Raw genomic sequence first — 13,354 nt, forward strand, 5'->3', positions numbered from 1 at the left:
TATGCCCGTACGACGAAGGGGGTAACAGGGATGGACGAGCAGGAGTACGTCGGCCTGGGGCAGGACCAGGCCGAGCGGCTGGCCGCCGAGCAGGGGTGGCGGGTGGTGCGGGTGCTGGCGCCGGAGGCGATGATCACCATGGAGTACCGCGAGGACCGGCTGAACCTCACGGTCAGGGACGGTCGGGTGGAGCGCTGCTGGCAGGGCTGACCGGCCGCCAGAGTGCGGTGATCCGCTGATCGGCGGCGGTCACCAGCGGCTCGGCCAGCGGGAGGGCGAGCAGCACCAGCGCACCGGCCGCCCAGCCCGCGAACACGTCCGAGATCCAGTGCGTGCCCAGGTAGACCGTGGTCAGCCCGATCGATATCGCGGTGAGCGCGGTGAGCAGCACACCGGTGCGCTGCCAGCGGACCGCCAGGTAGGCCAGCACGCCCCAGGTCACCACGGCGTTCGCGGTGTGCCCGGACGGGAAGATGGTGCCGCCGAGGAAGAGCTCGGGCGAGCCCAGGTAGTGGGCGTAGTGCGGTCCGAGCCGGCCGGTGACGATCTTCACGCCGCCCACCGTGATGTTCAGCAGCAGCAGCGCGGTGCCCATCACCAGCAGCGGCCGCGTCGTCCGCGTCCGGTAGCAGCGCCAGCCGAGCCAGGCGCAGGCGGCGATCGCCGACGGGCCGCGCTGACCCACCACGATCCAGACGTCGAGCAGGGGCTGCACGTCCGGCCAGCGCTTGTACGGGCGGAGCAGTCTGAGCGTCCAGTCCAGCTGCACCAGCGGGCTGTCGAGCAGCACCGCGAGGACCACCAGCAGGTACACCAGCCCGACCACGCCGACCAGCAGCGCATGCCCACGGGTCATCACCGGGGGTCGGATCTGTGCACACACGGACCCGATTTTACCCGCCCAAACGGAGCCAACCGGACATCCGGAACGGCAGGACGGCCGCTTCCGCAGGGTGGGGGTCCTGCGGAAACGGCCGTCTGACTGCGTCTGACCAGGTGTCAGCTAACCTGTACAGACATCAGCTGCAGAGGAACTTAGCAGCCCCCCAGTCCCCGTGGTCACCGGTTTTGGTGCCGATCGTGTTCACCTTCAGGTGCACCCGGGCGGCGGTGCCGAGCGGCACCGTGACCGGGAGCGGTGCCGAGCTGCTGGTCAGCGTGGGTGAGGTCCAGAGCGTGGTGCCGTCGGCGACCACCGAGAAGGTCACGTCCCCGTAGCCGCTGATCTCGTCGTCGATCCCGACCGTGGCGCTGAACGAGGAGCACTTCCCTCCGGTCACGAACTCCAGGTCCGAGTCGGCGTGCGCGCCGATGCCCTTGGCGAAGGTGGTCCCGTTCAGGGTCAGGGTGCGGCCGTCCGCCGCGCCCTGCTCGCCGTTGCTGCGGTCCCGCTCGGCGGGGCCCCAGCCGTTGGTCTGCGAGGCGAAGGGCAGGTCGCTGGCCCAGGCCCAGCTCGGTCCGGTGGCGGTGGCACCGAGGGCGGTGATGCCGTCCAGAGTGAGCTGGAAGGCGGCGGCGGTGCTCAACGAGGCGGTCTTGACCTGCGCCACCCCGCCCCGGTCGGCGGCGTCGAAGAACCAGCCCTCGGCCGCCGCGTCGAACGCGGCCTTGTCGGTGAAGCGGGGCAGCGCCCGCCCGCCGAGCGCGACCGCGGTCGGCGCGCTCACGCTGTGCACGCTGAACCGGTACGGCCGGGTGGTCTGCTTGCCGGTGAAGTCACCGACGCTCGCCGACACGTCCACGGTGGCCCGGCCGACCCCGGTCGCGGGGGCGGTGACCGTGGCGGTCTGGGTCGCCGACCGGCCCTGGCGGTGCTCCTTGGTCACCCCGTCGTCCTCGTACAGCGAGAAGGAGTTGACCCCCTGCGGGTAGACGTCCCAGGCCAGCGGGGAGGAGGCGGTGCGGTCCTGGTAGGAGCTGACACCGGGCCACATCGGCACCACCGCACCGGCCCTGACGAACAGTGGCAGGGTGTCCAGCGGCGCGCTGTAGCCGTTCACCGTGGTCGGGCCCTGGTAGGTCCGCCCGGTCCAGTAGTCCACCCAGGTGCCCTGCGGCAGGTAGATGCCGTCCCGCACCGAGGTGTCCGAGTAGACCGGCGCGACCAGGAAGTCCCGGCCGCTGAGGAACTCGTACTTGGCCGCGTCGGTCGCGGTCACCGGGTCCTGCGGGTACTCCAGCGCCAGCGGCCGCACCGCGCCGACCCCGGTCCGGGTCGCCTCGGCCGAGTAGCTGTACATGTAAGGGAGCAGCGACTCCTTGAGCTTGAGGTACTTCCGGTTGATCGAGGTGTACGGCTCGCCGTACCGGTAGGGCTGCTTGTCGCTCGGCGCCCAGCCGTCCATCGACATGATGGCGGGCAGGAAGGACTTCCACTGCAGGTCCCGGACGTAGGTCTGGGCGCTGCCGCCGAAGATCCCGTCCACGTCACCGGAGGTGTAGGCGAGACCGGACATGGTGGCGCCCGCGTAGGTCGGGATCTGCCACCTGATGTAGTCCCAGCTGCCGGACTGGTCGCCGCTCCACTGCACGCCGCAGCGCTGCGCGCCGGACCAGCTCTCCGGTGCCCAGGTGAAGCCGCGGGCGGTGCTGTTGTCCTCGATGCCCTGGTAGGCGGCCTTGCAGCCGTCGAGGGCGAACTTGTAGCCGGAGCCGACCCAGGCCACGTCCAGCTTGGCCACCCGCTGGCCGGCCTTCACCTGGTCGGCCAGCTTGGTCAGGCCGTCCTCGGTCCACAGGCCGAGCTGCATCTTGCGCTGCTGGAGGCCCTGGGCGGTCTGCGCCAGGTTCTCGTAGCCGCAGCCGTAACCGTCGTTGACCAGCATCCAGCCGTTCGGCATGTCGTTGGCGACGTAGTCGTCGGCGATCTTCAGAGCGTCCAGGGTGTGCCGCTCACCCCGGTTGGCGTTGTGCAGGTAGCAGTCCGAGTCGCCCATTTCGAGCCCGTAGACGGGCGGCAGGAACGGCTTGCCGGTCAACGCGGTGTACTGGCCGATGACGTCCTTGGCGGACGGCCCGGCGAAGTAGTAGGCGTCGAACCGGGTCTCCTGCTCGGTGGCGGTCACCGGGTCATTGAAGGTGTAGGTACCGGGGGCGTAGGTGTTGCGGTACACGCCGTACCCGGCCGAGGAGAGGTAGAAGGGGACCGAGTTCGGGTGGCCGCCCTCGTTCCAGTTGTAGTCGACGCCGACCTCGACGGTCTTCCCGCGGTGCGAGAACGAGCCGTTCTGCTCGCCCATGCCGAAGTACTGCTCGGTGGCGCCCCGGCCGAGCGTCTGGGTGGTGGCGGTGTTGGTCCAGGAGAGCGGCTTGGTCTCCTCCCAGAGCTTGCTGCCGTCGGCCCGGTAGAGGCCGAAGCGCAGCGCCGACTTGTACGCCCGCAGGGTGACGGCGGCGGTGGACAGTTCGTACCGGTCACCCGCGTCCCGCCAGCTGGTGGCCGGCGGGGTGCCCTGCGGCAGCACGATGTCGCTGCCGGTCGGGTCGGCGAAGGTGCCGGTCGGCGCCAGCTCGATCCGGAACACCTGGTCGCTGACGAAGCTGACCCGGGCCTTGGCGGCGCCCGCCGAGATGGCGTAGCTGCCGGCCGCGCCGGGGGTGAAGGCGGTGATCGCCCCGGCCGAGCCGTTGGCGGCGACCGCGGTCTGGGCCAGCCCCGGAGCGATCGTCACCCCGCCCAGCGAGAGCACCGCCGCGAGTCCGAGTGAGGCCGACCGGCCTCGCCAGTGTTGCAAAGTTCTGCGCATAAGAACCCCTCCGCATGCAGAAACGAGCACTGCTGAGCAGGTATAGCGCACTGGGGCCCGCTTGACCACACCCCCTGTCGTGACCAGGACAGCAGTCAGGCCCCGTACGGTGTCGTACGGGGCCTGACTCCTCGGTACTTCTCCGCAGGCTCAGGGGAGCAGTCGCTCCACCGCCGCCGCGCCCTCCAGTTCGAGCTGTCTACGCGCCTTGTCCAGCAACTTCGGGGTGGGGTCCTGGCCCGAGGCCATCACCAGGTCCTCGGGGTCCACCGGGTGCTCTCCGCCGGTGTGCAACAACTTGTCCGGCGTCGGATGCGAGTCCGGGTCGTCCGCTTGGGTCATCTCATTCCTCCCGTGTCCTCGGGTGCGCACCGGGCACCCGCACCCCGAGTCTGCGCCTGCCCGCCGGAGCACGCGAGCGGACCGCGGCCGGTCAGTCGAGCGGCCCGCCCGCGACGTAGATGACCTGGCCGGACACGAAACCGGCGCCCTCGCCCGCGAGGAAGGAGATGGTGTTGGCGATGTCCTCCGGGGTGCCCACCCGGTTGACCGGGATCTGGGTGGCGGCGGCGGCCTTGAAGGCCTCGAACTCCATCCCGATCCGGGCCGCGGTGGCGGCGGTCATCTCGGTGGCGATGAAGCCGGGGGCGACCGCGTTGGCGGTGATGCCGAACTTGCCGAGCTCGATCGCCAGGGTCTTGGTGAAGCCCTGCAGACCGGCCTTGGCGGCGGAGTAGTTGGCCTGGCCGCGGTTGCCCTGGGCGGAGGAGGAGGAGAGGTTGACGATCCGGCCGAACCCGGCGTCCACCATGTGCTTCTGGCACGCCTTGGACATCAGGAAAGCGCCCTTGAGGTGCACGTTCATCACGGTGTCCCAGTCCGACTCGGACATCTTGAACAGCAGGTTGTCGCGCAGCACCCCGGCGTTGTTGACCAGCACCACCGGGGCGCCGAGCTCGGCGGCGATCCGGTCCACCGCGGCCTGCACCTGGCCGGCGTCCGAGACGTCCGCGCCGACCGCCAGGGCCCGGCCGCCGGCGGCGGCGATCCGCTCGACGGTCTCCTTGCCGGCCTCCTCGGTCAGGTCCACCACCGCGACCGCGTAGCCGTCGGCGGCCAGCCGCAGCGCGGTGGCCGCGCCGATCCCGCGAGCCGCGCCGGTGACCACCGCGACGCGAGGGGAACTGCTCTGCTCGGTCATGTTCGTACTCGTCTCTCTCAGGGGGGTGACAGGAAATCGTGACCTTGGCCGCGAGGGGCCCAGGAGGACGCTGCGGCGGCCAGATTACCGACCGGTAGGAATGCTGACCAGAGGACAGAGCCGCAGGTGACGGAGGGTGAGGGCGACCGCGCGGACGAGTTGTGCCGATCAAGTGGACGTGAGCGCGACATCCGGCGGAAATATGCCAACTTCGCCGAACAAACATCTACTATTGGCCCCCGCCTGCCGGTACGGGCCGACCGTTTGTATAGTGTGCGCCAGCAGCCACCGGCTGCACGGCTGGCGCGCCTACCCTCACAGCGGGACGCTCACTCGCCGTTACTGCCCCGCCCGGGTGTCCCACACACACCGGGTGTGACATCGGGACGGATTTCATGGTGCTGGGGGAGATCCCGACGACCCGCGTGACCGGTCGGCTGCAGCAGTCGCCCGGACACCTCATCCGCGTGGCCCAGCAGGTGCACACCCGCCTCTGGTCCGAGCATGTCGGCAACGAGTTGACGGCGCCTCAGTTCGCCGTCCTGCTCGCGCTGGCGCTCGAACCAGGAGCGGATCAGCGCACCGTCGGCGAACGGGCCTCGCTCGACAAGGCCACGATGGCCGAAATGGTCGCCCGGCTGGTCCGGCGCGGCCTGGTGCTACGCCGCCGCGACCCCGCTGACGGTCGCCGCAAGCTGCTCGCCCTGTCGCAGAACGGCGCTCAGGCCGTCCGTGAGGCGACCGGCGGAGTGGTCAGGGTGCAGCGGACGCTCTTCGAGCCGCTCAGCCCGGACGAGCAGCTCGAACTGGTCCGGGTGATGGCCAAGATCGCCCGGCTGGAGCCCGCGGCCGTCGCCGCACTGACCGACGCCCGGCCGCTGCTGGACGCCCAGCGCGCGGTCGGCTATCTGATCCGGGTCAGCCAGCAGGTCCACACCAAGCTCTGGTCCGACCAGGTCGGTTCCGACCTGACGGCGCCGCAGTACGCGGTGCTGGACGCACTGGAGGCCGAGCCGGGCGCCGACCAGCGCACGGTCGGTGAGCTGGCCTCGCTGGACAAGGCCACGATGGCGGAGATGGTGAGCCGGCTGGTCCGGCGCGGCCTGGTGCTCCGCCGCCGGGACCCGCTGGACGGGCGGCGCAACCTGCTCTCGCTCTCGCCCGCCGGGCAGGAGCTGCTGCACCGGTCCTCCGCCGGGGTGCGCGCTGTACAGGAACTGCTGCTGGCTCCGCTGGAGCCGCACGAGCACGCCGCCGCGATGGCGCTGCTCGCGAAGGCGGCCCGGCTGTAACGATTCATCAGGTGCCATGGACCTGGCAGGAACGATTTGCCAGCGCCGGACGCATGCGCGCAGCCCGACGGCCGCCACCCCATCCGCAGGGGGTGGCGGCCGTCGGCACACCGGAAGATCAGTTCCAGTCGAAGCCCTGCGGGTCCGGGCCGAGGCGCTTGCCGGTCTCCAGGGCCGCGATCGCGGTCAGGTCGTCCGTGTCCAGCTCGAAGCCGGTCACGTCCAGGTTCTCCACGATCCGGGAGGGGGTGACCGACTTCGGGATCGCGATGATGCCGCTCTGCAGGTGCCAGCGCAGGACCACCTGGGCCACCGTGCGGCCGTGCTTCTCGGCGATCTTCACCAGCGCGGGCTCGGTGAGCAGGTCCTTGCCCTGGCCCAGCGGGCTCCAGGCCTCCGTCGCGATGCCGTGCTCGGCGTGGTACGCGCGCAGCTCGGTCTGCGGGAAGTGCGGGTGCAGCTCGACCTGGTTCAGCACCGGGACGAGACCGCTCTGCTCACGCAGCGCGTCCAGCTGGACCTGGCCGAAGTTGGAGACGCCGACCGACTTGGCGCGGCCGTCGGCGGCCAGCTCCTCGAAGGCCTTCCAGACGTTGCCGAAGGTGCCGTGCATCGGGCGCGGCCAGTGGATCAGGTAGAGGTCGACGTACTCCAGGCCGAGCTTGCCGAGCGAGTCGTCGAAGGCCCGCAGCACCGCGTCCCGGCCCTGCTGCCCGGACCAGTCGGCGGTGCCGGAGTTCCACAGCTTGGTGGTGACGTACAGCTCCTCGCGGGGCACCCCGGCCGCCGCGATCGCCTTGCCGGTGCCGGTCTCGTTCTCGTAGATCGCGGCGGTGTCGATGCTGCGGTAGCCGGCCTTGATCGCCGTCTCGACCGCCGTCGTCGCCTCGTCGTCCGCGACCTGCCAGACGCCGAAGCCGAGCTGCGGGATGGCCTGGCCGTTGTTCAGGGTGATGCTCGGGATGGTGCTCACGGGGAAGGGGTGCCCTCCGGTTGTCCAATGCTGCCGACAATGGACCAACTGGTGGCCTGGACCACTTGTTCCCGGATGACGGGAATTCACCGGAATTGACGATTCCGCGATCGGTCCGCCCACGGTGACCTGGCCGGTCCCGGAAAACCTGTTGCGATCGTGGTGTGACCCCCGGCACGCTCGATGCCCATGACGTCGTGACGGACAGTACCCCCTCAACTCCCCTCCGCCGCCCGCCCCCACGACCTGGGGTCGGGCCGTGCGCCCCTGCCCGAACCACCCCCGCATCGGAGCGTCATGCCGCTCACCACCCTGCCGATGGCCGACCCAGGCCGTCCCGATCTCGACTCCCCGCTCGCCTTCCTGCGCTGGCTCCAGCGCAGCCAGCGCCGAGGCCAGTGGCTGGCCACCCTCTGGGGGACGGTGGAGATGGGCGCGATGGCCGCCCTCCCGGTCGCCCTCGGCCTCGGCATCCAGGCCGCCGTCGACCACGACACCGGCGGCGTCTGGCGGGCCGGCGCGCTGGCCCTGCTGCTCACCGCCGTCCAGGCCACCGGCAGCGTCCTGTTGCACCGTCAGGCGGTGTGGAACTGGATCACCGCCGCCGCGCAGACCCGCCAGCTGGTGGCCCGGCAGGCCAGCGCCCTCGGGGCCGGTCTGTCCCGCCGGATCGCCACCGGCGAGATCGTCGCGGTCAGCAGCGGCGACGTGGAGAAGATCGGCTGGTACGTCGAGCTGGTGGCCCGGGTCCGGGCCGCCGTGCTGGTCTGGCTGGCCGTCAGCCTGGTCGTGCTGGTCCAGCAGCCGCTGCTGGGTGCCGCCGTCCTGCTCGGCGTGCCGGTGCTGGCGGTCTCCGTACTGCCGTTGCTCGGCCCGTTCGAGCGCCGTTACAGCGAGCAGCGCGCGCTCGGCGGCAAGGCCACCGAGCTGGCCGCCGACACCGTCGCCGGGCTGCGCGTGCTGCGCGGCATCGGCGGCGAGGAACTCTTCCTGGAGCGCTACCGGCAGGCCTCGCAGCAGGTGCGCGGCGCCGCCGTCCGCACCGCCAGGGTCTGGTCGCTGATGCAGGCCCAGCAGGTCCTGCTGCCCGGCCTGTTCGTGGTCGGGGTGACCTGGTACGGCGTCGAGCTGGCCGCCGACGGCCGGATCGGTGTCGGCGAGCTGGTCGCCGTGTACGGCGCGACCGCCTTCCTGGCCGCCCCGCTGCGGATCCTCGGCGAGGCCGCGCACGCCTGGAGCGTCGCCCGGGTCTCCGCCGGGCGGGCCACCCGGGTGCTCTCGCTGCGGCGCACCGCCGACGCGGGCGAGCTGACCGCCGAGCTGGCCGCCCCCGGGCGGTCCGACCTGCACGACCCGGTCACCGGGCTGACCGTCCGGGCCGGCCGGCTGACCGCCGTGGTGTGCGCCGACCCCGAGGTGGCCGACCGGCTGGCGGACCGGCTGGGCGGCCACGTGCCGCTGGCCGAGGGCGAACTCCCGGACCCGTCCGCCCGGTTGGGCGGCATCGAACTGGACGCCGTACCGCTGGCCGAGGCCAGGGCGGCCGTGCTGGTGCACGACAAGGAGCCGGTGCTGCTTTCCGGCACGCTCGCCGAGCTGTTCGAGATCCCGTCCTCCGGCCGGGTCGGCCCGGCCGAGGCGATCGCCGCCGCCCAGGCCGAGGACGTCCTGGACGCCCTGGTCGACGGCTCGCCCGAGGCCGGCGGCGACCCGATGCGGGCCCGGATCACCGAGCGCGGCCGCTCGCTCTCCGGCGGCCAGCGGCAGCGCCTGGCGCTGGCCCGGGTGCTGGCGGCCGACCCGCCGGTCCTGGTGCTGGACGAGCCCACCAGCGCGGTCGACGCGCACACCGAGTCCCGGATCGCGGCTTCGCTGCGCGCCATCCGGGCGGAGCGCACCACGGTGGTGCTCGCCACCAGCCCGCTGCTGCTCGACCAGGCCGACACCGTGGTGCTGATCGACGGCGGCCGGGTCACCGCCACCGGCACCCACCGCGAACTCCTGCACACCGCCCCGCACTACCGGGCCGTGGTCACCCGTGAGGACGACCAGCTGGTTCTTGAGGAGAAGGTATGAAGCCCCCGTTGATTCAGGAGCGCGGCCCGGCGACCATGCTGCCGGTCGGCTCGCCGGCCACTGTGCGGTCGTACGTCAGGTTGCTGGCGCGCCGTCACTTCCGGGGCTTCGGCGCGGTGGTGGGGCTGCACACGGTGGCCACGCTGGCCGGGCTGGTCGGTCCTTGGGTGCTCGGGTCGCTGGTCGAGGACCTGAGCGCGGGCACCGCCAAGGGCAGGGTGCTGTCGGCGGTTGGCTGGTACCTGGGCGCGCTGCTGGTGCAGTCGGCGTTCATGGGCTGGTCCCGGCTGCGCGGCGGGGTGCTCGGCGAGGAGGTGCTGGCCGACCTGCGGGAGGACTTCCTGGTCCGCTCGGTGGCGTTGCCGCCGGGCGTGCTGGAGCGGGCCGGTACCGGCGACCTGGTCTCGCGCGGCACCACCGACATCGACCGGCTGTCCAAGTCGATCCGCGAGGCGGTGCCCGAGCTGGCCGTCGCGCTGGTCTCGCTGGTGCTGGTGCTCGGCGCGCTGGTGGTGACCTCACCACTGCTGGCGATCACCGTGGTGGTCGCGCTGCCGCTGATCCTGTCCACCTCGCGCTGGTACTTCCGCCGGGCCCCGCAGTCCTACCGGGCCGAGTCGGCCGGGTACGCGGCGGTCAACACCGTGCTGGCCGAGACGGTGGACGCGGGCCGCACGGTCGAGTCGCTCCGGCTCGGCACCGACCGGGTGGAACTGACGGACCGGAAGATCGGCGAATGGCAGGCCTGGGAGCGGTACACGCTCTGGCTGCGCTCGGTCTGGTTCCCGACGGTGGAGGCGACGTACGCGATCGTCATCGTCGGCACGCTGGTGCTGGGCGGGCTGTTCACCGTGCGGGGCTGGCTGACGGTGGGTGAGCTGACCGCCGGCGTGCTGTACGCGCAGGCGCTCACCCACCCGGTCGACCTGATCCTGCGCTGGTACGACGAGCTCCAGGTCGGCCAGGCCTCGCTGGCCCGGCTGGTCGGCGTCCGGGAGGTCGAGGACCCGGAGACGGACGAGCTCGCCGTACCGGACGGCCGCCGGGTGGAGGCGACCGACGTCCGGTTCGGCTACCGCGAGGGCGCCGACGTGCTGCACGGCATCAGCCTGGACGTGGCGCCGGGCAGCCGGGTCGCGCTGGTCGGTCCGTCCGGCGCGGGCAAGTCCACCCTCGGGCGGCTGCTGGCCGGGATCTACGCCCCGGGTCGGGGCACCGTCACGCTGGGCGGCACGGCGCTCGCCAGGATGCCCGCCGAGCGGGTCAGGGCCCAGGTGGCGCTGGTCAACCAGGAGCACCACGTCTTCGTCGGCACCCTGCGGGACAACCTGCGGTTGGCCCGGCCCGAGGCGGACGACACCGAGCTGCGGGCCGCGCTCGACGCGGTGGACGCGGGGGAGTGGGCCGAGGCGCTGGCCGACGGGCTCGACACCGAGGTCGGCTCCGGCGGGGTCGCGCTGACGCCGCCTCAGGCCCAGCAGCTCGCGCTCGCCCGGCTGGTGCTGGCGGATCCGCACACGCTGGTGCTGGACGAGGCGACCTCACTGCTCGATCCGCGGGCGGCCCGGCACCTGGAGCGTTCGCTGTCGCGGGTGCTGGAGGGCCGGACGGTGATCGCGATCGCGCACCGGCTGCACACCGCGCACGACGCGGACGTGATCGCGGTGGTCGAACGCGGGCGGATCAGCGAGTACGGCGCCCACCACGAGCTGGTCGCGGCGGGCGGGCCGTACGCGGCGCTCTGGCGGTCGTGGCGGGACGAGCACTGACCACCCGTCACCTGCCCCGCCCGGCGCTCACCCGCCGAGCGGGGCCGGTGACGGGGTGAGGGCTCGCAACCGGGCCTCGGCCCGCTCGCGGAGTGCGGTCTCCTGATCCAGTTGGACGTGGGCCGCGGCGAGCAGTTCGCGGGTGGTCTCGAGGTCCTGGAGCAGGCGGGCGTTCTGGGCCTGCAGGTCGGGCCTGTCCGGTTCGGCGGTGCGCTTGGCGCGGGCGTGCCTGGCCGGTCCGCGAGTGACGGACCGTTGGCGGGCCGGTGCCGGGACGGTCACGGGGACGGGCTCCGGTGCGGGCCGGTGGGCGACGCCGATCCTGGCTTCCTCCGCCTCGACGGCCCGCCGGAGTTCGCTCACGGCCGCCGGTCCCTGGTCCTTCTCGGCAGCCAGCAACAGGGCGTCCGCCAGACGCACGTGCGCATGCTTCCGCAACTCGGCCACCAACCTGGCGACCGACGGCACGGACCGCTCGGCTGCGCCCGCGAGTACGGCCGGGGCGGCCTCGGAAAGATCGGGCAGGGCGGAGAGGATGCTGCAGACGTCCGCGGTCGAGCGCCGCTGGACCGCTTCGACCAGCAGCGCGGTGCACATACCGGGCAGCCCGCCCCAGCGCAGGTGACGGGTGATCAGGATGTACTCCAGCACCGGCCGGCTCCGGGCCGCCCGGGCGAGCAGGACCGGCAGGTACTCGTCCCCCGGGCCGATCAGGGCCGCGAAAGTCGGCAGCTCCGCCGGCTTACGGCCCAGCACGAACCGGACCGCCAGTTCGGCGGCGTGCGCCTTCAGGTTCCCGCTGTCGAACTCCCGTACCAGATCGGCCACCTCGGCCACCGGCCGAGCGGCGACGGCGTACTGCAGGGTCTCCTCGATCCGGGCCTCGGCACTGCCGCGGTCCAGTGCGGTGAGCACCCCGACCAGGCGGGCCGGTGCCTCCGAGCGGACCAGTTCGCCGAACATCTCGTTCGCCAGTCCGCCGTACCGGCCACGCTGCAACCCGGAGAGCAGGTCGGCGGTCCGTGCGGCCGATCGCACCCGGAGCACATGACCGGTCAACCGCCGGGCGTCGTCGGACCGGCCGAGCTCGGTGAGGTGTTCGGCCAGTACGAGCAGGTCCGCGACGGCGCGCTCCCGGGCCGCAGTCTCCATGCAGTGGTCCGCGGTGCGGTGGAGCCCGTGGGCCATAGTCAGTTCGACCAGCAGCGCGGCGACCTCCTGGGGCGGCCGGAACACCGCCGCCGCGGCGGCAACCGTGTCCCCGGTCACGGGCGCCGGGCCGCGCACGTGCAGATCCGCCACCAGCCGGGCGAGGTCGGGCAAGGCGTGGTGTTCCACGGCGGTGCGCACCACCGTGGCCGCGTACCCGTCCAGTCCGTGCTCGGTGAACGCGCGGATCAGGTCGGACACGTCGGGAACGGTCCGCCCGAGGACGGCGGCCGGCAGGGCGGCCTCGGCCTGTTGGGGCTTCCCGGCCTCGTGCAGGGCGACGAACAGGGCCACGGCGTCCGCGACCGGCCGGTTCCGTCCTGCCGAGCGGAGCAACTCCGTGACCACGGGCAGGTGCTGGTCGTCGACCTGGGCGGCGAACCCGACCAGCTCGCCGACGGGCGCGCGGTCCATGCTGGACATCAGGCTGCCGAACGAGCCCTCCCGGGGCCCCTGCTCAGCAGCCAGGCGCAGTTGCCAGAGCAGCAGCCGGCACTGCTCCTCGATGCGAAGCGCCCAGGCCCGCTCCCGCAGCAGGTCCTCGCGCAGCTCCTCGACCTGCTCCCGCAACAGGTCCCGGTCCCGCTCCACCTGTAGGTACTCGGCCATCCAGACGGCCAGTTGCTCGCCGTGGGTGTGCGCGTCCCGGTCGCGCGCGGACCGGAGGGCGCGCAGGTGGTCCTCGAGTTGTCCGAGGGCGTCCTCACGTTCCCTCAACCGTTCGGTCAGGCTCAGCTGGTCGAGGCGGCAGTCGGCCAGCTGGGACTGGGTCTCCTCCAGCTGGGCCTGGAGCTGCTGCACCGCGCCACCGCTGGGCAGCGCCTGCTCGCGCAGTCGGAGCAGCTCCGCCTGGTCGGCCTCGTCCACCGGGTGACCGGCATCGGCCAGGTCCTGGAACAGGTCGACCACCGTGCGCGCGTTCGGGATGCGTTCGCCGTTGAGGTAGCGCGTGATCACGGACGCGCTGAGGTGGCGCCGCTGCCCGTACGCTCGGTAGCTGACGCCCAGCTCCTGGAAGAGCGGCCGAAGGCGGGCGGCGAAGGTTTCCCCTTCACTCACCGGTGCCGTGGCACGCAAGGCCGGCAGGT

10 protein-coding genes are annotated in these 13,354 nt (G+C 72.3%); 4 read left to right on the forward strand and 6 right to left on the reverse strand.

Features of this window, described 5'->3' with window-relative positions:
• The first annotated feature begins 30 nt into the window (after nt 1-30).
• Nucleotides 31-210: an I78 family peptidase inhibitor gene (locus tag F4556_RS30580; RefSeq protein ID WP_184921809.1), complete on the forward strand. Its 180-nt coding sequence runs from the start codon at nt 31-33 to the stop codon at nt 208-210.
• Here the strand turns inward: F4556_RS30580 and F4556_RS30585 are convergent.
• From F4556_RS30585 to fabG, 4 genes are all read right to left on the reverse strand, one after another.
• On the reverse strand, nt 173-883 hold the full coding sequence (locus tag F4556_RS30585; RefSeq protein ID WP_376775756.1) for a phosphatase PAP2 family protein: 711 nt from the start codon (nt 881-883) through the stop codon (nt 173-175). The genes F4556_RS30580 and F4556_RS30585 overlap by 38 nt on opposite strands.
• A gap of 136 nt (nt 884-1,019) precedes the next feature.
• Nucleotides 1,020-3,746: an NPCBM/NEW2 domain-containing protein gene (locus F4556_RS30590; protein ID WP_184921811.1), complete on the reverse strand. Its 2,727-nt coding sequence runs from the start codon at nt 3,744-3,746 to the stop codon at nt 1,020-1,022.
• A gap of 150 nt (nt 3,747-3,896) precedes the next feature.
• Nucleotides 3,897-4,088, reverse strand: coding sequence for a hypothetical protein (locus F4556_RS30595; protein WP_184921814.1), 192 nt, complete (start codon nt 4,086-4,088; stop codon nt 3,897-3,899).
• A gap of 91 nt (nt 4,089-4,179) precedes the next feature.
• The gene (fabG, locus tag F4556_RS30600; RefSeq protein WP_184921816.1) at nt 4,180-4,947 is read right to left on the reverse strand and encodes a 3-oxoacyl-ACP reductase FabG; all 768 of its coding nucleotides are present in this window, start codon (nt 4,945-4,947) and stop codon (nt 4,180-4,182) included.
• 395 nt (nt 4,948-5,342) lie between these two features.
• Here fabG and F4556_RS38625 point away from each other — a divergent pair, with 395 nt between their 5' ends.
• Nucleotides 5,343-6,239: a MarR family winged helix-turn-helix transcriptional regulator gene (locus F4556_RS38625; protein ID WP_246511128.1), complete on the forward strand. Its 897-nt coding sequence runs from the start codon at nt 5,343-5,345 to the stop codon at nt 6,237-6,239.
• 118 nt (nt 6,240-6,357) lie between these two features.
• On the opposite strand, the gene F4556_RS30615 is transcribed toward F4556_RS38625, so the two are convergent.
• Nucleotides 6,358-7,212, reverse strand: a complete 855-nt coding sequence (locus F4556_RS30615) for an aldo/keto reductase (RefSeq protein WP_184921818.1) — start codon at nt 7,210-7,212, stop codon at nt 6,358-6,360.
• Between the two features lie 297 nt (nt 7,213-7,509).
• On the opposite strand from F4556_RS30615, the gene F4556_RS30620 reads away from it, so the two are divergent.
• Nucleotides 7,510-9,288: an ABC transporter transmembrane domain-containing protein gene (locus tag F4556_RS30620; protein WP_184921820.1), complete on the forward strand. Its 1,779-nt coding sequence runs from the start codon at nt 7,510-7,512 to the stop codon at nt 9,286-9,288.
• Nucleotides 9,285-11,057, forward strand: a complete 1,773-nt coding sequence (locus tag F4556_RS30625) for an ABC transporter ATP-binding protein (RefSeq protein WP_184921822.1) — start codon at nt 9,285-9,287, stop codon at nt 11,055-11,057. The genes F4556_RS30620 and F4556_RS30625 overlap by 4 nt, the downstream gene beginning before the upstream one ends.
• Before the next feature lie 27 nt (nt 11,058-11,084).
• On the opposite strand, the gene F4556_RS30630 is transcribed toward F4556_RS30625, so the two are convergent.
• A complete protein-coding gene (locus F4556_RS30630; RefSeq protein WP_184921824.1) occupies nt 11,085-13,325 on the reverse strand; it encodes a coiled-coil domain-containing protein in 2,241 nt (746 codons plus the stop codon).
• Between the last annotated feature and the right edge of the window lie 29 nt (nt 13,326-13,354).

The organism is Kitasatospora gansuensis (assembly GCF_014203705.1).
Taxonomy (GTDB): domain Bacteria; phylum Actinomycetota; class Actinomycetes; order Streptomycetales; family Streptomycetaceae; genus Kitasatospora; species Kitasatospora gansuensis.

Bases quoted from the DNA above. Each gene is read 5' to 3' on its own strand.
- F4556_RS30580 (WP_184921809.1), top strand. From the start codon at position 31: ATGGACGAGCAGGAGTACGTCGGCCTGGGGCAGGACCAGGCCGAGCGG.
- F4556_RS30590 (WP_184921811.1), bottom strand. From the start codon at position 3,746: ATGCGCAGAACTTTGCAACACTGGCGAGGCCGGTCGGCCTCACTCGGA.
- F4556_RS30595 (WP_184921814.1), bottom strand. From the start codon at position 4,088: ATGACCCAAGCGGACGACCCGGACTCGCATCCGACGCCGGACAAGTTG.
- fabG (WP_184921816.1), bottom strand. From the start codon at position 4,947: ATGACCGAGCAGAGCAGTTCCCCTCGCGTCGCGGTGGTCACCGGCGCG.
- F4556_RS38625 (WP_246511128.1), top strand. From the start codon at position 5,343: ATGGTGCTGGGGGAGATCCCGACGACCCGCGTGACCGGTCGGCTGCAG.
- F4556_RS30620 (WP_184921820.1), top strand. From the start codon at position 7,510: ATGCCGCTCACCACCCTGCCGATGGCCGACCCAGGCCGTCCCGATCTC.
- F4556_RS30625 (WP_184921822.1), top strand. From the start codon at position 9,285: ATGAAGCCCCCGTTGATTCAGGAGCGCGGCCCGGCGACCATGCTGCCG.